The organism is Lysobacter yananisis (genome assembly GCF_031199375.1).
Lineage (GTDB): Bacteria > Pseudomonadota > Gammaproteobacteria > Xanthomonadales > Xanthomonadaceae > Lysobacter > Lysobacter yananisis.
This window is the reverse complement of the sequence record NZ_CP133568.1, coordinates 5,507,427-5,527,630: the sequence shown is the minus strand read 5'-3', so window position 1 is coordinate 5,527,630 and position 20,204 is coordinate 5,507,427. Positions and strand designations below refer to the sequence as shown.

Annotated in this window: 18 protein-coding genes, 1 tRNA gene and 1 pseudogene; 12 read left to right on the top strand and 8 right to left on the bottom strand. The window is 72.0% G+C overall.

The genetic code is table 11. The features are described 5' to 3' along the window. The first annotated feature begins 5 nt into the window (after window positions 1-5). A complete protein-coding gene (locus RDV84_RS22675) occupies window positions 6-695 on the top strand; it encodes a polysaccharide deacetylase family protein (RefSeq protein WP_309151699.1) in 690 nt (229 codons plus the stop codon). A 51-nt stretch (window positions 696-746) separates the two neighbouring features. On the opposite strand, the gene RDV84_RS22670 is transcribed toward RDV84_RS22675, so the two are convergent. Beyond that, window positions 747-956, bottom strand: a complete 210-nt coding sequence (locus tag RDV84_RS22670; protein WP_309151698.1) for a hypothetical protein — start codon at window positions 954-956, stop codon at window positions 747-749. Between the two features lie 208 nt (window positions 957-1,164). Between RDV84_RS22670 and RDV84_RS22665 the strand changes: the two genes are divergently transcribed. Further along, window positions 1,165-2,148 carry a Dyp-type peroxidase gene (locus RDV84_RS22665; protein WP_309151697.1) on the top strand — a complete coding sequence of 328 codons (984 nt, stop codon included), beginning with the start codon at window positions 1,165-1,167 and terminating at the stop codon, window positions 2,146-2,148. Here RDV84_RS22665 and RDV84_RS22660 read toward each other — a convergent pair. The 4 genes from RDV84_RS22660 to RDV84_RS22645 form a co-directional block, all read right to left on the bottom strand. Continuing rightward, the gene (locus RDV84_RS22660) at window positions 2,145-2,687 is read right to left on the bottom strand and encodes an AAA family ATPase (protein WP_309151696.1); all 543 of its coding nucleotides are present in this window, start codon (window positions 2,685-2,687) and stop codon (window positions 2,145-2,147) included. The two genes, RDV84_RS22665 and RDV84_RS22660, sit on opposite strands and share 4 nt — an antisense overlap. A gap of 224 nt (window positions 2,688-2,911) precedes the next feature. Continuing rightward, entirely contained in the window at window positions 2,912-3,151 is a 240-nt protein-coding gene (locus RDV84_RS22655) for a hypothetical protein (RefSeq protein WP_057947117.1), read from the bottom strand. Between the two features lie 166 nt (window positions 3,152-3,317). Beyond that, window positions 3,318-6,206, bottom strand: a complete 2,889-nt coding sequence (locus RDV84_RS22650; RefSeq protein ID WP_309151695.1) for a protein kinase domain-containing protein — start codon at window positions 6,204-6,206, stop codon at window positions 3,318-3,320. Next, window positions 6,203-6,766 carry an ECF-type sigma factor gene (locus RDV84_RS22645; RefSeq protein ID WP_057947119.1) on the bottom strand — a complete coding sequence of 188 codons (564 nt, stop codon included), beginning with the start codon at window positions 6,764-6,766 and terminating at the stop codon, window positions 6,203-6,205. The genes RDV84_RS22650 and RDV84_RS22645 overlap by 4 nt, the downstream gene beginning before the upstream one ends. A gap of 379 nt (window positions 6,767-7,145) precedes the next feature. Between RDV84_RS22645 and RDV84_RS22640 the strand changes: the two genes are divergently transcribed. Further along, on the top strand, window positions 7,146-9,065 hold the full coding sequence (locus RDV84_RS22640) for an acyltransferase domain-containing protein (protein ID WP_309151694.1): 1,920 nt from the start codon (window positions 7,146-7,148) through the stop codon (window positions 9,063-9,065). A 483-nt stretch (window positions 9,066-9,548) separates the two neighbouring features. Beyond that, on the top strand, window positions 9,549-9,998 hold the full coding sequence (locus RDV84_RS22635; RefSeq protein ID WP_309153779.1) for a hypothetical protein: 450 nt from the start codon (window positions 9,549-9,551) through the stop codon (window positions 9,996-9,998). Here RDV84_RS22635 and RDV84_RS22630 read toward each other — a convergent pair. Further along, a complete protein-coding gene (locus RDV84_RS22630; protein ID WP_309151693.1) occupies window positions 9,935-10,138 on the bottom strand; it encodes a YegP family protein in 204 nt (67 codons plus the stop codon). The two genes, RDV84_RS22635 and RDV84_RS22630, sit on opposite strands and share 64 nt — an antisense overlap. A gap of 108 nt (window positions 10,139-10,246) precedes the next feature. Between RDV84_RS22630 and RDV84_RS22625 the strand changes: the two genes are divergently transcribed. After that, a complete protein-coding gene (locus RDV84_RS22625; RefSeq protein WP_309151692.1) occupies window positions 10,247-10,456 on the top strand; it encodes a hypothetical protein in 210 nt (69 codons plus the stop codon). A gap of 74 nt (window positions 10,457-10,530) precedes the next feature. On the opposite strand, the gene RDV84_RS22620 is transcribed toward RDV84_RS22625, so the two are convergent. After that, window positions 10,531-10,607 (bottom strand) — tRNA-Pro (locus tag RDV84_RS22620). A gap of 322 nt (window positions 10,608-10,929) precedes the next feature. On the opposite strand from RDV84_RS22620, the gene hisS reads away from it, so the two are divergent. The 4 genes and pseudogenes from hisS to RDV84_RS22605 all read left to right on the top strand — a co-directional run bounded on the left by hisS (window position 10,930) and on the right by RDV84_RS22605 (window position 15,260). Then, window positions 10,930-12,312 carry a histidine--tRNA ligase gene (gene hisS, locus RDV84_RS22615; RefSeq protein WP_309151691.1) on the top strand — a complete coding sequence of 461 codons (1,383 nt, stop codon included), beginning with the start codon at window positions 10,930-10,932 and terminating at the stop codon, window positions 12,310-12,312. Window positions 12,313-12,595: 283 nt separating this feature from the next. Further along, window positions 12,596-14,494 carry an HAL/PAL/TAL family ammonia-lyase gene (locus RDV84_RS22610; RefSeq protein ID WP_425606197.1) on the top strand — a complete coding sequence of 633 codons (1,899 nt, stop codon included), beginning with the start codon at window positions 12,596-12,598 and terminating at the stop codon, window positions 14,492-14,494. Window positions 14,495-14,572: 78 nt separating this feature from the next. After that, window positions 14,573-14,668 (top strand): annotated as a pseudogene (locus tag RDV84_RS27055) (DUF6053 domain-containing protein); the annotation flags it as partial. A gap of 43 nt (window positions 14,669-14,711) precedes the next feature. Then, complete coding sequence (locus tag RDV84_RS22605; RefSeq protein ID WP_309151689.1) at window positions 14,712-15,260, top strand: prolyl hydroxylase family protein; 549 nt, start codon at window positions 14,712-14,714, stop codon at window positions 15,258-15,260. A gap of 35 nt (window positions 15,261-15,295) precedes the next feature. Here the strand turns inward: RDV84_RS22605 and RDV84_RS22600 are convergent, their stop codons facing one another. Then, window positions 15,296-17,194 carry a sensor domain-containing diguanylate cyclase gene (locus tag RDV84_RS22600; protein ID WP_309151688.1) on the bottom strand — a complete coding sequence of 633 codons (1,899 nt, stop codon included), beginning with the start codon at window positions 17,192-17,194 and terminating at the stop codon, window positions 15,296-15,298. A 302-nt stretch (window positions 17,195-17,496) separates the two neighbouring features. On the opposite strand from RDV84_RS22600, the gene RDV84_RS22595 reads away from it, so the two are divergent. The 3 genes from RDV84_RS22595 to hisD all read left to right on the top strand — a co-directional run bounded on the left by RDV84_RS22595 (window position 17,497) and on the right by hisD (window position 20,149). Beyond that, window positions 17,497-17,811 (top strand): YerC/YecD family TrpR-related protein, encoded by a 315-nt coding sequence (locus tag RDV84_RS22595; RefSeq protein ID WP_057947126.1) that lies wholly within the window; start codon window positions 17,497-17,499, stop codon window positions 17,809-17,811. Window positions 17,812-17,882: 71 nt separating this feature from the next. Continuing rightward, the gene (gene hisG / locus RDV84_RS22590) at window positions 17,883-18,797 is read left to right on the top strand and encodes an ATP phosphoribosyltransferase (protein ID WP_309151687.1); all 915 of its coding nucleotides are present in this window, start codon (window positions 17,883-17,885) and stop codon (window positions 18,795-18,797) included. A 23-nt stretch (window positions 18,798-18,820) separates the two neighbouring features. Then, entirely contained in the window at window positions 18,821-20,149 is a 1,329-nt protein-coding gene (gene hisD, locus RDV84_RS22585) for a histidinol dehydrogenase (protein ID WP_309153766.1), read from the top strand. Window positions 20,150-20,204: the final 55 nt, after the last annotated feature.

The window sequence follows — 20,204 nt, the reverse complement described above, 5'->3', positions numbered from 1 at the left end:
CGCGCATGGACTATCACGCTTTCCTCGCGCAACGCCCGCGCGCCTATCTCGGCCGCGGCCTGCCGCGCCGGCGCGCGATCGCGCTGAGCTTCGACGACGGGCCCGGCCAGGCCACTCCCGCGCTGCTGGCGGCGCTGCGCGAACTCGAGGTCGCGGCGACTTTCTTCTGCGTCGGCCGCCTGCTGCGCGCGGTGCCGTGGCTGAGCGCGCGCATGCTCGCCGACGGCCACGAACTGGCCAACCATTCGATGAGCCACGCCGACGCCAGCGGCCTGGGCGCGGATGCGCTGCTGCACGAGGAAGTCGCGCCGGCGGCCGCCGAGCTGCGCCGGGCCGGCGCCGATACCTTGTCGGCGCGCTTGTTCCGCCCGGCGTTCGGCGAAATCCGCGCCGACCAGGTCGACCTGCTCGCGCGCCACGGTTACACCGTCGCCGGCTGGTCGATCGATCCCTGCGACTGGCTCGAACCCGATGCGCCCGGCCATGTCGACTGCGTGTCCGGCGCGGTGCTGGCGCAGGCCCATCCCGGCGCGATCGTGCTGCTGCACGACGGCGACGACGAACACGGCCGCGCGCGCCCGCGCATCGTCGAGATCGTGCGCGAGCTGGTGCCGGCGCTGCGCGCGCAGGGCTACGGGTTCGTCAGGGTCGGGGATCTGTTGCGCGAGCGCGAGGCGCAGCGCGCGCAGGCCTGATCGCGAGCGGCCGGGCCGCGAGTGCGCCGGCCAGTACGCCGGCCGCCGCCTTCATTGCTTGGGCTTGCACGCCCCGCAAGACTGCGCGTAGACGCGCACCAATTCGCGCTTGAGCGTGGCCTGGGCCTGCGCCACTTCGGCGTCGCGCAAGCGTTGCGCGCTGATCGGCTCGCGCGGCCAGGCCGGCGCCATCGCGCCCGCGTCTTCGCCGGCGTCGGCCGGTCCGGGCGCAGATTCAGGAAGGTCGCCTCGCTGTCGCATGCTCGCTGTCCGTATCGGGTCCGGTCCGAATCTAGCATCGCCCGGGCGCGCGGCTCAAACCGCCGGGCCGGCCGGCGCGCGGCCGTCGCCGCGCGGCGTTCGCCGGTTGCGGCGCTATGATCGGCCGATCCGCCGTTCGATGGCGCGCGCCGGACGCGTCGCGCATTCGTCGAATCCAGGCCCCTTTCGCAGCGCACAGAGGCAGACCGTGGCAGCCATCGTTTCCCAACCCATCCTTGCGGGCCTGACCCGTTCGGCCGTGTTCCTGGTGGTGACCCTGCGCCCGGAAGCGCAGCATCGGCAAACCGTGCGCGCGCTGTGCGCCGATCTGGCCGGGCTGCTGCGCTCGGTCGGTTTCCGCGATCTCGACGGCCGCTTGTCCTGCATCCTGGCCTTCGGCGACGCGGCCTGGGAGCGCCTGTTCGGCGCGCCCAAGCCGGCGGACCTGCATCCGTTCCGCGCCATCGAAGGCAAGCACCGCGCCGTGTCCACGCCCGGCGACCTGCTGTTCCACATCCGCGCCGAACGCATGGACCTGTGCTTCGAGTTGACCGCGCAGATCCTCGCGCGGCTCGGCGAGGCGGTGACCAGCGCCGAGGAAGTGCACGGGTTCCGTTACTTCGACCAGCGCGACCTGCTCGGCTTCGTCGACGGCACCGAGAACCCGGTCGATCAGGAAGCGCTGGATTCGGCCATCGTCGGCGCCGAAGACGCCGATTTCGCCGGCGGCAGCTACGTTATCGTGCAGAAGTACCTGCACGACCTCAAGGGCTGGGAATCGTTGCCGGTGGAGCAGCAGGAGCGCATCGTCGGCCGGCACAAGCTGTCCAACGTCGAACTCGACGACGCGGCCAAGCCGTCGTATGCGCACAACGTGCTGACGGTGATCGAGGAGAACGGCGAAGAGCTCAGCATCGTGCGCGACAACATGCCGTTCGGCGACGCCAGCAAGAGCGAGTTCGGCACCTACTTCATCGGTTACGCGCGCCAGCCGCGGCGGATCGAGCGCATGCTCGAGAACATGTTCGTCGGCAACCCGCCCGGCAACTACGACCGCCTGCTGGACTTCAGCCGCGCGGTCACCGGCACGCTGTTCTTCGCGCCGTCGGCGACGTTTCTGGCCGCGCTGCCGGACGAGGACGGCGACGCGCAGGGCGCCGCGGCCGGCCCGGTGGCGACGACGGTGTCCTAGCGTCCGGGCGTTGGCAACGCCGCGGTCAGGTCCAGCGCGCGCAGCAAGTCGCGCACGGTGGCGGCGACCGGGCCGGACGAGTCGAGCGTCAGGTCGGCCGATTCGCGCAGCAGCGGTTCCACCTGCGCGATAAGTTCGCGCACCGCGGCGCGCTGCGCCTGGGTGCTGCCGTATTCGCCGGCGCCGCGTTCGCGCAGGCGTTGCAGCAGGCAGTCTTCGCTCGCGCTGAGCAGGACGACGGCGTCGAAGCGGTCGTAGAACGCCGCCATGTTCGAAGCGGTGCCGGCGAGCAAGCGCGGCGTCCGCGCCGGCTCCGCCAGCAGCGCGGCGACGCGGTCTTCGCGCCAGACCCAATCGCGGCCTTGCTCGGGCGTCAAGGCGTCGTCCGCGGCGGCGTCGACCCAATGCGACCACTGCGCGCTGTCCAGGTCGATCGCGTCGAAACCCAGCGCGATCAACTCGCGCACGACCGAGGATTTGCCGGCGCCGGACATGCCGGTGATCAGGTAGGTACGCGGTCGGGACGCAGGTGTGCTCATCGGGAGATTGTCGAAAGGATCCGGGCGATCGGCGCGGCCGTATCGATCGTTCTTGCGCATCCGCGGCATTCGGTCGTCGCGATTTCCGCCGGCGGGGATGCGGATTGCCGCACCGGCCGCAGCGCGGCGGCGGTCGGGCCGGGCAAGAAAAAAGCCGATGACGGCGTCATCGGCTCGGCATGGCCGGGCGACGAGGCGGCTGCCCCGTCGCCCGCGGCGGCGGATCACTTCTTGGCGGTGGACGGCTGCGGCGCCGAGCGCGGCGCCTGGGTGGTCGGCGCCTTGGTCGCGGCGCGCTTGCCGGTGCTGGTGGACAGCTCGACCTGGCTCAGCGGCGGCTGGCAGAACGGCGGGCCGGAGAACGGCGGGCTGCAGGCCTGGTAGGACGGCTCGCGGGCGAACGACGGGGCGCTGAACGTCGCGGTCGCGGCGATCAGCAGGGCGAAAGCAAGGGTGGTGCGCATGTCGATTCCTCTTTCACGGGGAGGTGAATGGCGTTCCTGGGCGCGGCGCGCGTTCGAATCGCATGCTGCGGAGTTGGAACAATCAAGAGTTCGCAGGGCGGCGGCGGAATCCGTCATCGCCGATGGAAATTTATTGGGCCGCGCGAGCCGGCGCAAGCGGCCGCGTTCATCCGCCGGCTCCGCGCGGCGCAGGCGCGGCGCGCGCGGGCGCCGCGTCCTGGCGCGCGTCGCGCCGGGATTCGCGGCCGGCGTCGTGCCCGGAATCGTGCCGGGAATCGTGCCCAGGGCCGGACCCGGAGCCGCGCTCCAGCTCCTGGCGCAGCCGCGCGGCGTCGGCCAGCGCCGGCGCAGGCGCGCGCAATTCGCGCCGCAACAGCGGCTCGGCCCGGTTCAGCAATTCGCCGGCGCGTACGGCATCGCCGCGGCGCAGCGCGATCCGCGCGGCGGCGAGTTCGACCGTGGCGATCGGCAAGGTGCCGGCGAGGTAGTGGCGCTGGGCCAGTTGCAGGGCTTCGTCGATGCGTTGCGTCGCGGCGATCAGTTCGCCGCGGCTGAGCGCGACTTCGGCCTGCAGCGAGCGCAGCACGATGACCGATTTCGGCTCCAGTTCGCGGTACTGCAGCACCGGTTCGGCGTCCTTGAGCGCGGCGGCGGCTTCTTCGAAGCGGTGCGCTTCGACCAGGCCCTGGGCGTGGCGCAGCTGGACGAAGGCCGGGCCGTAGAACACGTCCTCCTTGTAGCCGCGCGCCAGTTCCAGCGAGCGCTGGAAATCGGCGCGGGCCTGCGGATAGCGGCCCTGCGCGCTGAGCGAGAGGCCGCGGGTGTAGTAGGCGATGATCCGGTACATCGTGTACGCCGGGGCGTCCGGCATCCGCGCCAGCGCCGAGTCGGTCAGCGCCTGCGCGCGCGCGTGGTCGCCGAGGTTGGCGTAGGCCGCGGCCATGCGCACGTCGTCGCGGGCGAGCACGGCGTCGTCGAGCTTGAGCGCGCGGGCGATCGCCTGCGAGCGCTGGTAATGCGCCAGCGCCGCGCGCGAGCGCCCGACATCGTCCAGCAGCAGCGCGGTGTACAGCTCCATGTCGGCGGTGAGCCGGCTGTTCTCGCCGTAGACGCGGTAGGCCAGCCGCAGCGCCTGCTCGGCGTTGGCCAGCGCCTGCGGATAGCGGTGCTGCGAGTAGCGCACCATCATCGCGATCCGGCGCAGTTGGTAAGCCGCCAGGCCGTCGCGCGCGGGCCGTTCGCGCTCGATGGTTTCGGCGATGCCGAGGTGGCGGGCCGCGTCTTCGATCTTGTTCTGGTAGTACAGGCTGCGCGCCAGGCCGAGCTCGATCTCCATGCGCAGCTCCGGCTCGTGCTGGCCGGACGCGTCCAGGCGTTGCAGCGCGCGCTGCTGGTAGCGCTGCGCAGCGGCGAAGTCCGAGGTGTGCAGCACGACGCTGCCGTAATCGCTGTACAGCCGCGCCAGGGTCGGGGCGGGCGCGCCCTGGCGTTCGCGCAGCGCGATCGCCTGGTCGAGCGCGGCGCGCGCTTCGGGCAGGCGTTCGAGCTGCAACAGCAGGTTGCCGCGCACGTGCAACGCGCGCGCGCGCAGTTCCAGGTCTTGCGGCTGCGGCTTGCGCGGCGACAGCGCGATGGCCGCGTCGATCGCCGCCAGCCCCGGCTGCGGGTCGTTGATGTCGGCGTAGACCTCGGCGATGGTCAGCCACGCGACCAGGCGGGTGCGCTCGCTCTGGCTGCGGTCGGTCTGCAGCCGCGCCGCGGCGTTGGTGAGCAGGGTGGCGATGGTGATCGGCTGGCCGCGCACCGCTTCGGGCGAGGTCTCGGCCAGCACCGAGGCGAGGAAATCGCGCGAGGCCTTGGCGTTGGCCGCTTCGGTCTCGGCCGCGCGTTCGGCCGCCAGCGCGCGCTGGCGTTCGTTGTTGAGCTGCCACACCGCGAGGGTGCCGGCGACCGCGAGCATCGCGCTGGCGGCGACCGCGACGCGGTTGCGGCGGACGAACTTGCCGACCCGGTACCACAGCCGGTCGGGCGCGGCGGAAATCGGCAGGCCCTGCAGATAGCGCTGGATGTCGTCCATCAGCGCCGCGACCGTGCGGTAGCGCAGTTCCGGATCGGTCGCGGTGGCCTTGCGCACGATCCGGTCGAGATCGCCGCGCAGCAGGTGGCGCAGGCTCGGATCGGCGACGCTGGCGCTGGGCGCCGGCACGGTGGCGTCGCCGCGGTACAGCGTCGACAGCCGTTGCCCGGTCAGCAGGTCGAACAGCAGCGCGCCGAGGCCGAACACGTCGGTGGCCATGGTCTCGGTCTGGCCGCGGTACTGCTCCGGCGCGCTGTAGCCGGGAGTGAAGGCGCGGGTCGGCGGATGGGTGGGGTTGTCGCCTTCCTCCAGCAGCGCGCCGACGCCGAAGTCCAGCAGCACTGGCGCGCCGTCGGCGCGCACCGCCACGTTCGAAGGCTTGATGTCGCGGTGCAGGACCAGGCGCTGGTGCGCGTGCTGGACCGCGTCGCACAGGCTCAGGTACAGCTTCAGCCGCTGCGGCAGCGACGGTTTCGCCTCGGCCAGGTACTGCGGCAGCAGCGGGCCCTCGACGTAGTCCATCACCAGGTAAGGCTGGCCTTCCGCGCTCTCGCCGCCGTCGATGTGGCGGGCGATGTTGGGATGGTTGAGGCCGGCCAGCATGGCCCGCTCGCGTTCCATGCGGCGCTTGTTGTGGGCGGTGCCGATGCCGTGCAGCAGCTTGACCGCGACCTGCTGGACGCGGCCGGCGACGTCGCGCTCGGCCAGGAACACCGCGCCCATGCCGCCGACGCCCAACTCGCGCAGCAGCCGGTACGGACCGATGCTGCGCAGCGGGACTTCGCGCGCGACCTGGGTCAGGCATTCGCTGACCGGGTCCGGCGCGGCGTCGTCGTCGCAGGCGAGCAGGCGCTCGGCCGCCGCGACGATGTCCGCGTCGCTCTCGTTGTCGCGCAGGAACCGCGCGCGTTCGGCGGCGGGCCGTTCCAGCGCCTGGTGGAACAGCTCCTCGACCCGGCCGAACTGCGCGGGGGTCATGACAGGTGTTCGCGCAGCCAGGCCTTGGCGAAGCGCAGGTCGCGCTCGACGGTGGTCAGCGAGACGCCGAGGATCTCGGCCGTCTCCTGCTGGTTCAGGCCCATCAGGAAGATCAGTTCGACGATCCGGCACTTGCGCGGGTCTTGCTGTTCCAGCGCGCGCAGCGCGTCCTCGACATCGAGCCAGCGGTCGCCGGCGGCCGACAGGTGCTCGGAGCCGGACAGGGTCACGTCGACCACGCCGCCGCCGCGCTTGTCGGCGTGCTGGCGACGGATCGTGTCGACCAGCACATAACGGATCGCGGTCGCGGCGATGCTGAAGAAGTGCTGGCGGTTCTGCGCGTCCAGGCCGTTGCCGCCGAGCAGGCGCAGCATCGCCTCGTTGACCAGCTCGGTCGGGTCCAGCACCGGCACGCTCAGGCGCGACAGACGACCGGCGGCGATGTTCCTCAGCTGCCGGTAGACCAGGTTCAGCAGGGCGTCCGGGGCCGCAGCGTCGCCCGCACGCCAGGCGGCGAGCAGGCGGGTGACATCGCCCGTCTCCTCAGGCTGTAGGTCCATGTTGTCCTGGTGGGGAGGTACCGAATCCGCAGAATACAACGCATGCGCGTGCCAACCAATCGATGGGGGCGGGACCTTTTTCAGCAAGATTTCCAGCACGAACGCAGCCCGGGGCGAGGCGGGGCGCGGGGCCGGCCGGCCCCGCCTGCGGCCGTTCCCGCCGCGGCGGGCGGCGCGGCCCGCTACGGGCGAACCTCCACTCAATATGCGACGGCCGTCACCCTGAATGCCCTGAACGTCGACGGGCGAAGCCGGACGGCGACGGCATGACGGGTTCGGCCGCCGTCCTGCGAACTGTCTGGAAACTCTGGCGTACCTTCGCGCGGCGGCAGCGCGCGGTCCGCCGGCTCGCCCGCCGCAGGCCCCTCCGGACCGTTCGATGCACGCGTTCACGCAACCACTCGCTGTGGTCTTCCCCGGTCAGGCGGCGCAACGCAAGGGCCTGGGCCGCGCGTTGTTCGCCCGCCACCGGCCGGCGCTGCGTCTGGCCGAGGAAGCGCTCGGGTACTCGCTGGCCGAGGCGGCGGAGTGCGAATGGCTCGAACACACGGCTTATGTCCAGCCGGTGCTGTTCGCGGCCAACGCGCTGGCGTGGCGCGAATGGGCCGATGCGCACGGCGCCGCGCCGGCGTTCGCGCTCGGGCACGGGCTGGGCGAGTGCAACGCGCTGCACGCCGCCGGCGCCTTCGATTTCCAGACCGGGCTGAGCCTGGCCGCCGAGCGCGGCCGGCTAATGGCCGCGGCCGGCGGCGGGCGGATGGCGGCGGTGATCGGCTGGGACGCGCAGCGGCTGCGCGACGAACTGACGGCGATCGGCGCCGACGGCGACGAAGACGAGGCGATCGACATCGCCGGTTACGACGCGCCGGCGCAGCAGACCATCGCCGGCGGCGCGGCGGCGATGGCGCGGGCCGCGGCGCGGTTGCGCGCGCGCGGCGCGCGGGTGATGCCGCTGCGCGCGAGCGGCGCCTTCCATTCGCGGCACATGCGCGCGGCCGCCGCGCGGTTCGCGCGCGCGCTGGCGGCGGTGGAGTTCGCGCCGCTGGCGTTCGCGGTAGTGTCCAACCTCGAAGCCGCGCCGTACGCGCGCGGCCGCGAGGCGCAGGTGCTGGCGGCGCAGATCGCCGCCGCGGTGCGTTGGACCGATTCGCTCGGCTACCTGCTGGATGCGGGCGTGGACCGCTTCGAGGAGCCGGGGCCGGCGCCGGTCCTGATCGGATCGATCGAGCAGTTTCGCGCGGCACGGCCGGCGTCGCGGGTGCGCGGGGAGGCGCGCTTGGACTCGGCCGTGCCGCCACTTCCCTTCGCCGCGGCGGCGCGGCCGCGGCGGCGGCCGTCGCTGGTGGCGGTGCCGGCGTTGCTGGCATCGGCCATGGGCGCCGCGCCGGGTTCGCCGCCGTCGCCCGGGCTGCGCGCGGCCGCCGGCGAAGGCGCGCGCCGCGCGCGCGGCCAGCGCGACGCCGCGATGCGCGAGGGATTCGCCAGCGGCCACGGCGCGGCGCGCATGGCCTGGACGGGCGGATCGACCGGAACCTTCGGTTTTCGCGATGCCGGCGGCGTGGCGATGGCGCAACTGGAGCAGGAACTCGTCGCGATGCGGGCGGCGCTGCCGTCCGGCCAGGCCTGGGGGGGCGCTGTGCCGACCGGTGTCGCACGCATCCGCGACGAGGACGCAGCGCCGGCCGATGCCGCGACCGCGTTCGCCGCGCTCGACGCGCGCGCGCGCCGCGACGGCGAGCACCGGCGCCTGCTGGCCGAGGCGCTGGCCCAGGCGCTGCGCAGCCGCGCCGGCCGGCCGTTGCGCGTGCTCGAACTCGGCGACGGTCACGGCGAAGGCGTCGAGCGCGCGTTGCCGGCGCTCGATGCCGCCGGCGATGGGGTGGAGTTCGTCTACGCCGACGCGTCGCCGTTCCGCGCCGCGCTGGTCGCCGCGCGCTTCGGCGCCGGCCGGCCGTACCTGCGCAGCGTCGTGTTCGATCCGCGCGGCATCGTCGCCGACGCCGCCGCGTTGCGCGGGCGCTTCGATCTGATCCTGGCCGATACCGCGCTCGACGGCGGCGCCGATCCGCGCCCGGTGTTGGCCACCGCCGCCGGTTGGCTGGCGGCCGACGGCGAGTTGTTGTTCGCGGTGCGCGACGACGCGCCGGCGCGCGACTGGCCGGCCTTGCTCGCCGCCGCCGGCCTGACGCCGGCGCCGGCGTGCGTCGAAGTGCCGTGCGCCGAAGCGTCGCGCGCGCGCGCCAGCGTGCGGGTGCATCGGGTCGAGCGCGTCATCCGCGCCGGCGCGACGCGGGTTTGAGGCGAGGCTGCGGGCTGCGGCCATCGCTCCGGCGAATCCAGCGCACGGACTCGCGCATTCGCCGGTTGGAGCCCGACGCCACGGACGGCGTTTCTTACGGAGCGAAGCGCCAAGGACGGCGTGTTATCGCAGGCGGCGCCATGGATGGCGTCCCGGGGGAACGCGATGCCATGGACGGAGCGCACGGAGCCTGGCGCCACGGACGGTGTCGTGTCGCAGGCGACGCCAGGGACGGCGTCCAGGGAGCGCGATGCCACGGACGGCGCGCAGGGAACCGATGCCACGGATGGCGTCCATCGCGGGCGGCGCCAAGGACGGTGTTCAGGGAGCGCGATGCCACGGAGGGCGCACAGGGAGTCTGGCGCCAGGGACGGCGTCTTATCCGGGTCCGGCGCCACGGACGGCGTCGCAGGGAACATGAGGCCACGGACGGCGCCGACGGAGCGCAATGCCACGGACGGCGTCTTTGTCGCATCCGATGCCATGGACGGCGTCGCATGCAGCGCAAGGCCATGGACGGCGTTGTCGGGAAACGCGACGCCACGGACGGCGTCGAGCCGGCGCGGCGTTACGCAGCGCGGCCGCGCCGCTGTCGATGCGCTGGAGGCGTACCGGCGCCAGCGCTCTCAGGTGGACGACCGAATCGAAGCCATGGACGCCTTGCGCGATTCGGCCCGCGGGTTCGTGCACGAGCTGAGAGACGGCAAGGACCCCATTGATGCGATCGAGGACGCGATCGAGCGGATTGCGGACAAGCTCTTCGGCCTGGCGGCCGGGAACCAGGCCGAGCCCGGCCTGAAGCTGCGGCGCCAGGTGGGGCGGAATCGCGGATGGCCTTCCTCCCGCCCCGGATTTCCGAGTGCGTGGCGTCAGGAAAAGTCCACGACAAGCGTCTGGGTAGTGGCGCTCTTGACCACGTTGATAGCGTGGTAGCAATCGGTTTTGTTCGCGTAGCCCTCGCCTGTGGCGAGGATGTCGTCGTTGTCGGCCAGAAGCCGCCACGTGTACGGGTCTTCTGTCCCGGGAGTATTCCCAAGCACATCGTCCCCCTTGCGATAGATCTCAAACCTCATGTCGTTCCCTCCCTAAGGTTCCAGGGAGAACGGGGTAGTCTGCCGATGCCGGCCAAAGTCAAAGTCTCCGCGTTCGCGACAACCCGGCATTCGGGGCCCGCCATGGCTATGTCCGACAAGATCCCATGGCAAGAGCTCGCGCTGACTGCAGCGCAGTGCGCCGAGCGGTGGGGCATCGCGCCCGAGCATGTCCGGGCGACGATCGCGTGCAAGCGAGGCGTCCCGTTGCGCATCACCCGGAAGCCGGCGACCTGGAAGGCCGGAGAGGTAATCGAGTGGCGCGACCGGAATCGGGCGGGTAGCCGCCGCAAGGGCTGAAGTCGTTTGGCGGACTTTTCGCAGACATGAAAAAGCCGGCGCTAGGCCGGCTTCATCGAAAACATCACGAATATTGGTCGGGGAGACAGGATTCGAACCTGCGACCTCTACGTCCCGAACGTAGCGCTCTACCAGACTGAGCTACACCCCGACTTCGTGAGCCGCAAATTCTAGCGGCGCTCCCGGGTGCGTGCAAGAGGGGACGACAGAAAAATTTCATTCCGGTTGCGCCGCCGGTCGCGGATGGGCGCAAAACCGCGTCGCGGCGGGCTTGTCGCCGCATCGGCAAAGCCGGGCGGGCGCGGGCGCCGGGCGCGAAGCCGCGCGGACGGAAGGCCGCTACCGACCGGACGGCCCGCAATCGCTAAACTAAGCGCCATGCCGGCGAGGCCCGCCGCGCGCGCTGGTGCAGCGCGCGCCGGCGCCGATCCGGGCCGCCCTTCTCGCGCCATCGCAGTAATTCGGAGTCTGACTTGATCAAGCCTCGCACCCCGCCCGGGGTCATGGAGCTGCTGCCCCGTGACCAGATCGCGTTCCAGCGCATGCTCGACACGATCCGCCGCAATTTCGAACGCTTCGGCTTCCTGCCGGTGGAAACGCCGGTGATGGAGCTGACCGAGGTGCTGCTGACCAAGTCCGGCGGCGAGACCGAGCGCCAGGTGTACTTCGTCGAGTCGACCGGTTCGCGCGAGAAGAGCGCGCAGGACGGCCGCGCCGTGCCCGAGCTGGCGCTGCGCTTCGACCTGACCGTGCCGCTGGCGCGCTACGTGGCCGAGCACGAGGCCGAGCTGGCGTTCCCGTTCCGCCGCTACCAGATGCAGCGCGTCTACCGCGGCGAGCGCCAGCAGCGCGGCCGCTACCGCGAGTTCTACCAGTGCGACATCGACGTGATCGGCAAGGACAGCCTCAGCGTGCGCTACGACGCCGAGCTGCCGGCCTGCATCTATGCGGTGTTCTCCGAGCTCGACATCGGCGCCTTCACCATCCAGCTCAACAACCGCAAGCTGCTGCGCGGCTTCTTCGAGGCCCAGGGCGTGGCCGACGGCGAGCTGCAGGCGCTGGTGCTGCGCGAGGTCGACAAGCTCGACAAGCGCGGCGCCGACTACGTGCGCGAGACCCTGACCGGCGAAGGCTTCGGCCTGTCGGCGCAGGCGGTGGCGACCATCCTGGCCTTCGTCGAGACGCGCTCGACCTCGCACGCCGATGCGCTGGCCAAGTTGGCCGCGCTGGGCGAGGGCAACGACTCGCTGCGCCAGGGCGTGGCCGAGCTGCGCGAGGTGCTGGAACTGATCCGCGCGCTGGGCGTGCCGGAGGCCAACTACGCGCTCAACTTCTCCATCGCCCGCGGCCTGGACTACTACACCGGCACGGTCTACGAGACCACGCTCAACGATTACCCGCAGCTGGGTTCGATCTGCTCGGGCGGCCGTTACGAGGACTTGGCCAGCCACTACACCAAGTCGAAATTGCCCGGCGTGGGCATCTCCATCGGCTTGACCCGCTTGTTCTGGCAGCTGCAGGAGGCCAAGTTGGTCAGCACCGCCGACAGCAGCGTGCAGGTGCTGATCACCCAGATGGACGACGCGCAGCTGCCGCAATGCCTGGCGCTGGCCAGCGAACTGCGCGCCGGCGGGCTCAACACCGAAGTGGTGATGGAGCCGTCCAAGCTCGGCAAGCAGTTCAAGTACGCCGACCGCGCCGGCATCCGCTTCGTGGTGGTGCTGGGCGAGAACGAGATCGCCAAGGGCACCGCCACGGTCAAGGACCTGCGCCGCGAAGACCAGTTTGAGGTCGCGCGCGGCGAGCTCGCGCGCACGTTGCGGGTCGAGCTGGAACAGTCGCGGGTCATGAAGTGATCCTGGCGCGCGCCCGTCGCGTCGGCCGCGGGCGCGCATCGCGCGCGCGGCCGGCGGCGCGCGCGCAAGGCGGGGCGGCGCCGAACGCGCCGCATCGCCGGCATTCGCCGCGCCGGCATCGTCCGGCGCCGGCTGCAGCATCGGCGCAAGCCGACACCCACGCCGCGGTCCGTGCGGACCGCGGTTTCCTTTTGTCTGACGCACCGACTCCCGAGTATGCGCGCCGCCGATCCGCCGGCGCCGCGCAGATGATCGCCAGGGTGCGATGCGGAGAACCCCAGCTTTGAACAAGATCCGACTCGACGGCCGCTCGCTGACGCGGTCCCAGCTCGTCGCCGTGGCCTACGGCGCGCAGGTCGAACTGTCCGCCGAACAGCTCCCGGCGGTGGCGCGCGCGGCCGACTTCCTGGCCGAGCAGGTGCGCCGCGAAGAGCCCATCTACGGCGTGTCCACCGGTTTCGGCAGCAACGCCGACCGCCTGCTCGGCGCGCATCACCTGCGCGACCAGCTGCCGGGCGCCAAGCGTTCGCAGGAAACCCTGCACGAAGAGCTGCAGCGCAACCTCATCGTCACCCATGCGGTGTGCGTGGGCGAGGCGTTCGCGCCGGAGATCGTGCGCGCGATGCTGTGCATCCGCGTCAACACCCTGATGCGCGGCCACTCGGGCATCCGCGTGCAGACCCTGCAGGCGCTGACCGATCTGCTCAACGCCGGGATCGTGCCGGTGGTGCCGCAGCTGGGCTCGGTCGGCGCCAGCGGCGACCTGGCGCCGCTGTCGCACTTGGCCATCGTGCTGCTGGGCGGCGGCGAAGCGTTCTATGAAGGCGAGCGCATGCCGGGCGCGCAGGCGCTGGAGCGCGCCGGCCTTGCGCCGGTGAAGCTGTCGTACAAGGAAGGCCTGGCGCTCAACAACGGCACCGCGCAGATGCTGGCCTGCGGCGTGCTGGCGCTGAGCAAGCTCGAAGACCTGCTCGACACCGCCGACCTCGCCGCGGCGATGACCATCGACGCCTTCGCCGGGCGCCTCGGCGCGTTCGCGCCGGAAGTGCATGCGCTGCGCCCGCATCCGGGCCAGGTCAAGGTGGCGCAGAACCTGCGCACGCTGCTCGACGGCTCGACCCTGGCCGACATTCCGTACCACCTGGTGCCGCGCTTCCGCCCGTGGCTGCCGCAGAGCTGGGACACCGAAGCCGCGCAGCAGCTGAGCTTCGACATCGGCTGGGATTGGGTGCCGTTCGGCCAGCGCCACGGCCGCGAGAAGTTCTACACCCGTTTCCGTCCGTTCCGCGGCGGCAAGAAGCACCAGCCGCAGGACAGCTATTCGCTGCGCTGCATCCCGCAGGTGCACGGCGCGGTCCGCGACGCCATCGCCCAGGCCGCGCGGGTGCTGGAGATCGAGCTCAACTCGCTGACCGACAACCCGATCGTGTTCCCCGACGCGCAGGCCGAGCACGTCGAGCAGCAGGTGATCTCCGCCGGCCACTTCCACGGCATGCCGCTGGCGCTGGCGATGAGCTACGTCAAGGCCGCGATCCCGGTGCTGGCGAGCATCTCCGAGCGCCGCCTCAACAAGCTGGTCGACCCGGCCACCAACGACGGCCTGCCGGGGTTCCTGATCGGCAACGAGGACGCGACCGAGTCGGGCCACATGATCGTGCAGTACACCGCCGCGGCCATCGTCAACGACCTGTCCAGCCGTGCGCATCCGGCCTCGGTGTATTCGATTCCGACCAGCGCCAACGCCGAAGACCACGTCTCGATGGGCGCCAACGAGGCGCGCCACGTGCTGGCGATGGCCGACGACCTGGGCAAGGTGCTGGCGCTGGAGCTGTACACCGCCGCCCAGGCGCTGGACCTGCGTCGCGACATGATCAACGCCGCGCGCGATCTGGCCGACCGCGCCGACGCCGCGACGCTGGCGGTCAAGGTCGCCGGCGGCCCGGTCGCCGGCGCGGCCGACCACGCCGAGTTCCTGGCCGAAGTCGAAGGCCTGCGCGCGGAGCTGTCGGCCGCCGAGGAATTCCGTCCGGGCCGCGCGGTCGCCATCGCCCACGCCAAGCTGCGCGAATCGATCGCGTTCCTCGACCACGACCGCGCGCTCGACGGCGAAGTCGCCGCCGCGGTGCAACTGGTGCGCGACGGCAGCGTGCTGTCGGCGGTGCGGGCCGAGATGCAGCATTGAGTCGTCCGCGCCCTCTCCCGTTCGCGGGAGAGGGCGCGCGCTCGCAGGATCGGCCGTGCAAGCGAGGCGGCCGCTGTTGTGGGAGGGGCTTCTGTTGTGGGAGGGACTTCAGTCCCGACGCTGTTCGCTCCGGTCGCCGCGATCTGGCACAAGAGCGTCGGGACTGAAGTCCCTCCCACAAGAGCGACATGCCAGTCCAAGGCCAAGGACCGCCGCCATGCAAACGATCCACCACACCGAGACCGTCTTCACCGTCGCCGGCCTGCTGTCGCCCGCCGAATGCGAAGCGCTGATCGCCCTGGCCGAAGCCCGCGGCTTCGAACCCGCCGGCGTGCGCACTGCCGACGGCGGGCAGAAATCGATGGCCCACGTGCGCAACAACGAGCGCGTGGTGTTCGAATCGCCGCCGTGGGTCGAACGGCTGTGGCAGCGTCTGCAACAGGCCGGCCTGCCCGCGCTCGACGGCGAAACCGCCTGCGGCCTGCCGCACGCGCTGCGCTTCTACAAGTACGGCCCCGGCCAGCGCTTCCGCATGCACAAGGACGGGCCGTGGAGCGAAGACGGCCGGCTGAGCAAGCTGACCCTGCTGGTCTACCTCAACGACGGCTTCACCGGCGGCGACACCGCGTTCCGCGGTTTCCGGGTCGCGCCGCGCACCGGCGATGCGCTGCTGTTCGTGCACGACACCTGGCACGAAGGCTCGGCGGTGGAGCAGGGCGCGAAGTACGCGCTGCGCTCTGACGTGATGTACGCGCCGCCGGCCTGAGCCGCGCCCGCGGCGCCGGGCCTAAGTCGTAGCGCTCACGCCGCCGCGCCCCAAAGCCGCACGCAATCGCGTCCGCCGGCCTTGGCCAGGTACAGCGCCTGATCGGCGAACTGCAGCGCCGCCTCGACGCCGAGGTCCGAATCCGGCGCGATCTCGTGCACGCCGATGCTGGCGGTGACCGGGATGTCGTGGCTGCGGCTGGGGCAGGGCTGCGCGCGCAGGCGCAGGCGCAGGGCTTCGGCTACGCGCGAGCCGGCGTCGAGGTCGTGGTCGGGCAGCACCGCGACGAATTCCTCGCCGCCGAAACGCGCCAGCAGCGCGTGGTGCGGAGCCAGCGTCTGCGAAATCAGGCCGGCCGCCCAGCGCAGGCATTCGTCGCCGACCAGATGACCGTGGTGGTCGTTGATCTGCTTGAAGTGGTCCAGGTCGATCATCATCAGCGCCAGCGGCCGGCGCTGGCGGCGCGCGCGGTGCAGCAACGATTCGAACGCCTCGCGGAAGTGGCTGCGGTTGTGCAGGCCGGTCAGGCCGTCGCGCTGGGCGGTCTCGCGCAGGCGGTCGTGGGCTTTCTCCAACTGCGCCAGCGCGGTGCGCAGCTCGCCGGTGCGCTGCTCGACCTTGTGTTCGAGCTGCTCCTTGGCCTCGCGCACGATCCGTTCGTTCTCGTTGCGCAGCGAGGCGTAGCGGTAACCCAGCGCCACCGACAGCAGCAGCATCTCCAGGGCCGAGCCGATCTGCACGCCGTATTCGGTGATGAACACCTTCGGCAGCAGGTCGAAGGCGATCGCCGCGAACATGCCGGTGCCGAGCAGGAACGCCGACCACGCCAGCAGGAACAGCCGCGCCGGCTTGTAGCCGCGGCGCAGCACCACCACGGTCGCTACCGCGATCCAGGCGATGGAGACGAACACCGCGGCCGAGGCGATCGGGGTGACGATGCGGTAGGGCGCCTGGGTCGCGATCAATCCCAGCAGCACGAAGAACCCGATCATGCCCAGGCCGACCCGGTCGCCGAAGCGCCAGCGTTGCGCCAGGCCGAGGAAGGTGCGCGCGAACTGTTGCATGCCCACCTGCGCCAGGCAGATCGACAGCGGCACCGAGTGGTCGGCCAGCCACGGCGAGCGCGGCCACAGGTATTCGAAACCCAGGCCGTTGAGGGTCAGCAGCACCAGGCCGAACGCGCAGATGTGGAACAGATACCAGAAGTAGCTCGAATCGCGCAGGCTCAGCCACAGCACCAGGTTGTAGAAGAACAGCGCCAGCAGGATGCCGTAGTACAGGCCGATGCCCAGTTGCGCGTCGCGCGCCAGTCCGGTGAACGCGCTGGGCGAGTACAGGGTCAGCGGCACCTGCATCGAGCTCTGGCTTTGCACGCGCACGAACAGGTCCACGCGCTGGCCGGCCGGCAGGTCGATCCAGAAGTTCGGATGGCGGTAGCGGATCGCGCGCGCCGCGAACGGCAGGCTGTCGCCGCCGGCCTGGTGGCGCACGCGCGCGCCGTCGGTGCCGTGGGCGACGGTGTAGACGTCGAGGCGGTCGCTCAGGGCGAAGCCCTGCACCAGCAGCCAGCGCGGGGTGTCGGCGTCGGCGTTGCGCGCGGCGATGTGGAACCAGTAGGCGCCGCGCTGGAAGCCGAACGAGCTGTTGCCGCCGGGCAGCGGCCGGAAGCCGCCCGCGGCCAGCGCGCGTTCGGCGCCGGCGAGGTCGAGGCGGCCGTCGGGATCGTGGTGGTAGGCGGTGAACGGCGCCAGCGCCGTTTCGCCGTCCTGGCGGCCGAGTTCGAGCGGACGTTGCGCGGCGGCGAGGGGGCTCCAGCCGGCCAGCAGCAGCGCCAGCAGCAACAGCCATGGCAGCGGCCGCCAAGGGGACGGCCGGCGCAGCGGTGTCTGGAATGACGGCGGGCGGCGCACGGAACGGGCAGGGGGCGTATTCATCGTGCTGGGCCGGGGCGTCCTTGACCGGGAGCCGGCACTCATCGTTGCGCCGGGCAGGGGAGAAGCGGGGCGCCGGCGCGACAGGCGCGCGAGGCGTGCCTGAGGTCTTAACGCAATTACCGCGACGGGCCGGACGGCTTGACGCGCGGCCGCTGCCCGGTCTAATGTATTAACGCGTTAGCACATTAGTGCGCTGGGTCGGCCTTCGAGGCGGTCCGCGCGCCGGACCGGCCGCAACCGGTTCGGTTCCCTGTTTCCCGCGCAGCCTCGCGCAACCGCAACCCCGGATCCGAACCCCGCCCATGAAGCGCCGCGCCGTCGCCACCGTCGAAGCCACCGAAGACGCCCTCGGCGAACTCGCCGCGGCCCTGTCCGCGTTGCGCGCGCCGGAGCAGGTGCGCGCCTTCCTCGAAGACCTGTGCACCCCGGCCGAACTGGAAGCGATGAGCGACCGCTGGCGGGTGGTGCCGTTGCTCGACGAGGGCGTGCCGTACCGCGAGATCCACGAGCGCACCCAGGTCAGCGTGACCACCATCGGCCGGGTCGCGCGCGTGCTCGAGCGCGGCGCCGGCGGCTACGCCGCGGCCCTGCAGCGCCGCGGTCCGCGACATCGCTGACGGCCGCTGCATCCGCCGCCGCCGGCGTCCGCCGGCCCGCACCGCCCACGCCTTCCCCCGAGACCGAGTCCATGAGCCCTCCCGCCAGTGCCGCCGTGCGCGACCGCCTGCGCATCGCGATCCAGAAGTCCGGCCGCCTCGCCGACCCGGCCCGGCAGCTGCTCGCCGCCTGCGGCCTGAGCTGGCGCGAGAGCCGCGACCGCCTGTTCTGCTACGGCGAAACCCTGCCGGTGGACCTGCTGCTGGTGCGCGACGACGACATCCCCGGACTGATCGCCGACGGCGTCTGCGACCTCGGCGTGGTCGGCCGCAATGTACTGCTGGAACAGGACGGCGACCGCCGCGGCAACGGCCGCGCGGCGGCGTTCCGCGAGTGGCGCGCGCTCGGTTTCGGCGGCTGCCGCCTGGCCATCGCCGTGCCCGACGCCTGGCAATGGCAGGGCCCGCAGGACCTGGCCGGCAAGCGCATCGCCACCAGCTATCCGGCGCTGCTGACGCAGTGGCTGGCGCAGCAGGGCGTGGACGCGCAGGTGGTGCTGCTGTCGGGTTCGGTGGAGATCGCCCCGCGCCTGGGCCAGGCCGAGGCGATCTGCGACCTCGTCTCCAGCGGCGCCACGCTGTCGGCCAACCAGCTCAAGGCGGTGCAGACGCTGGTCGAGAGCGAGGCGGTGCTGGCCGGGCCGGTCGACCGCTTCGACGACGTGCGCGGCGAACTCGCCGACCTGCTGCTGCGCCGGCTCGACGGCGCGCTGCGCGTACGCAACAGCAAGCTGCTGATGTTCCAGGCGCCGCGCGGGCTGCTGAGCGAATTGCTGCCGCTGCTGCCCGACGCCGAACAGCCCACGGTGATGCGCCTGGACGACGGCGACGACGTCGCCTTGCAGGCGCTGTGCCACGGCGCGGTGACCTGGCAGCGGCTGGAGGAACTCAAGCGCGCCGGCGCGCGCGGGCTGATGGTGCTGCCGGTGGAAGGGATGCTGGCATGAACCTCCCCGCGACCGCCGCTGCGATGCAGCGCTACCAGTGGGGCGCGTTGAGCGCCGACGCGCGCGCGCAGGCGCTGCGCCGTCCGGCCCAGGAAACCCGCCAGGCCACCGCCGACGCGGTCGCCGCGATCCTGGCCGAGGTGCGCGCCGACGGCGACGCCGCGCTGCGCCGCTTCGGCCAGCGCTTCGACGGCGTCGCGCTGGAATCTTTCGCCGTCGGCCAGGCCGAATTCGAAGCCGCCGACGCCGCGTTGAGCGCGCAACTGCGCGCCGCGATCGACGAGGCCGCGCGCCGGATCGAACGCTTCCACGCCGCCGGCATGACCCCGGCCTACGCCCTGGACACCGCCGAGGGCGTGCGCTGCGAGCGCGTGCTGCGGCCGATCCCGCGGGTCGGCCTGTACGTGCCGGCCGGTTCCGCGCCGCTGCCCTCGACCGCGTTGATGCTCGGCGTGCCGGCGCGGCTGGCCGGCTGCCGCGAAGTGGTGCTGTGCACGCCGCCGCGCAAGGACGGCAGCGCCGACCCGGCGGTGCTGTACGCGGCGCGGCGTTGCGGCATCGGCAAGGTCTACAAGGTCGGCGGCGCCCAGGCGATCGCGGCGATGGCGTTCGGCAGCGACAGCATCGGCAAGTGCGACAAGCTGTTCGGGCCGGGCAACGCCTACGTCACCGAAGCCAAGCGCCAGGTCGCGCTGCTGGAAGGCGGCGCCGCCATCGACATGCCGGCCGGGCCGTCGGAAGTGCTGGTGATCGCCGACGCCGGCGCGCGCGCCGACTTCGTCGCCGCCGACCTGCTGTCGCAGGCCGAGCACGGCGCCGACTCGCAGGTGATCCTGCTCAGCGACGACGCGGCCCTGCTCGATGCGGTCGATGTCGAACTCGAACGCCAGCTGGCGCGGCTGTCGCGCGCCGACACCGCGCGCGCGGCGCTGGCCAAGTCGCGCTCGATCCAGGTCGATTCCATCGCCAGCGCGATGCAGGTCAGCAACCGCTACGCGCCCGAGCACCTGATCCTGGCCCTGCGCGACGCGCGCGCGTGGCTGGCGCAGGTCGAGGCCGCCGGTTCGGTGTTCCTCGGCGACTGGGCGCCGGAAGCGCTGGGCGACTATTGCAGCGGCACCAACCACGTCCTGCCGACCAGCGGCGCGGCGCGCTACGCCGGCGGCCTCAACGTCGCCAGCTTCCAGGTCGCGATCACGGTGCAGGAAGTGCAGCCGCGCGGGCTGCAGGAAATCGGCCCCTGCGCGGTGGTGCTGGCGCAGGCCGAAGGGCTGGACGCGCACCGCGAGGCGGTGGCGTTGCGGCTGGCGGCGCTGGCCGCCGACGCCGCGGTCCCGGCGCAGCGCGCCTGAGCGAGTCCGTCCGGCCCGGCGCCGGACGATTGCAGAACCAAGCACAACGGATCAC

Coding starts and splice junctions, on each gene's coding strand:
- RDV84_RS22675 (WP_309151699.1), top strand. CDS start 6: ATGGACTATCACGCTTTCCTCGCGCAACGCCCGCGCGCCTATCTCGGC.
- RDV84_RS22670 (WP_309151698.1), bottom strand. CDS start 956: ATGCGACAGCGAGGCGACCTTCCTGAATCTGCGCCCGGACCGGCCGAC.
- RDV84_RS22660 (WP_309151696.1), bottom strand. CDS start 2,687: ATGAGCACACCTGCGTCCCGACCGCGTACCTACCTGATCACCGGCATG.
- RDV84_RS22655 (WP_057947117.1), bottom strand. CDS start 3,151: ATGCGCACCACCCTTGCTTTCGCCCTGCTGATCGCCGCGACCGCGACG.
- RDV84_RS22650 (WP_309151695.1), bottom strand. CDS start 6,206: ATGACCCCCGCGCAGTTCGGCCGGGTCGAGGAGCTGTTCCACCAGGCG.
- RDV84_RS22645 (WP_057947119.1), bottom strand. CDS start 6,766: ATGGACCTACAGCCTGAGGAGACGGGCGATGTCACCCGCCTGCTCGCC.
- RDV84_RS22640 (WP_309151694.1), top strand. CDS start 7,146: ATGCACGCGTTCACGCAACCACTCGCTGTGGTCTTCCCCGGTCAGGCG.
- RDV84_RS22635 (WP_309153779.1), top strand. CDS start 9,549: ATGGACGGCGTCGCATGCAGCGCAAGGCCATGGACGGCGTTGTCGGGA.
- RDV84_RS22630 (WP_309151693.1), bottom strand. CDS start 10,138: ATGAGGTTTGAGATCTATCGCAAGGGGGACGATGTGCTTGGGAATACT.
- RDV84_RS22625 (WP_309151692.1), top strand. CDS start 10,247: ATGTCCGACAAGATCCCATGGCAAGAGCTCGCGCTGACTGCAGCGCAG.
- RDV84_RS22605 (WP_309151689.1), top strand. CDS start 14,712: ATGCAAACGATCCACCACACCGAGACCGTCTTCACCGTCGCCGGCCTG.
- RDV84_RS22600 (WP_309151688.1), bottom strand. CDS start 17,194: ATGAATACGCCCCCTGCCCGTTCCGTGCGCCGCCCGCCGTCATTCCAG.
- RDV84_RS22595 (WP_057947126.1), top strand. CDS start 17,497: ATGAAGCGCCGCGCCGTCGCCACCGTCGAAGCCACCGAAGACGCCCTC.
- hisG (WP_309151687.1), top strand. CDS start 17,883: ATGAGCCCTCCCGCCAGTGCCGCCGTGCGCGACCGCCTGCGCATCGCG.
- hisD (WP_309153766.1), top strand. CDS start 18,821: ATGCAGCGCTACCAGTGGGGCGCGTTGAGCGCCGACGCGCGCGCGCAG.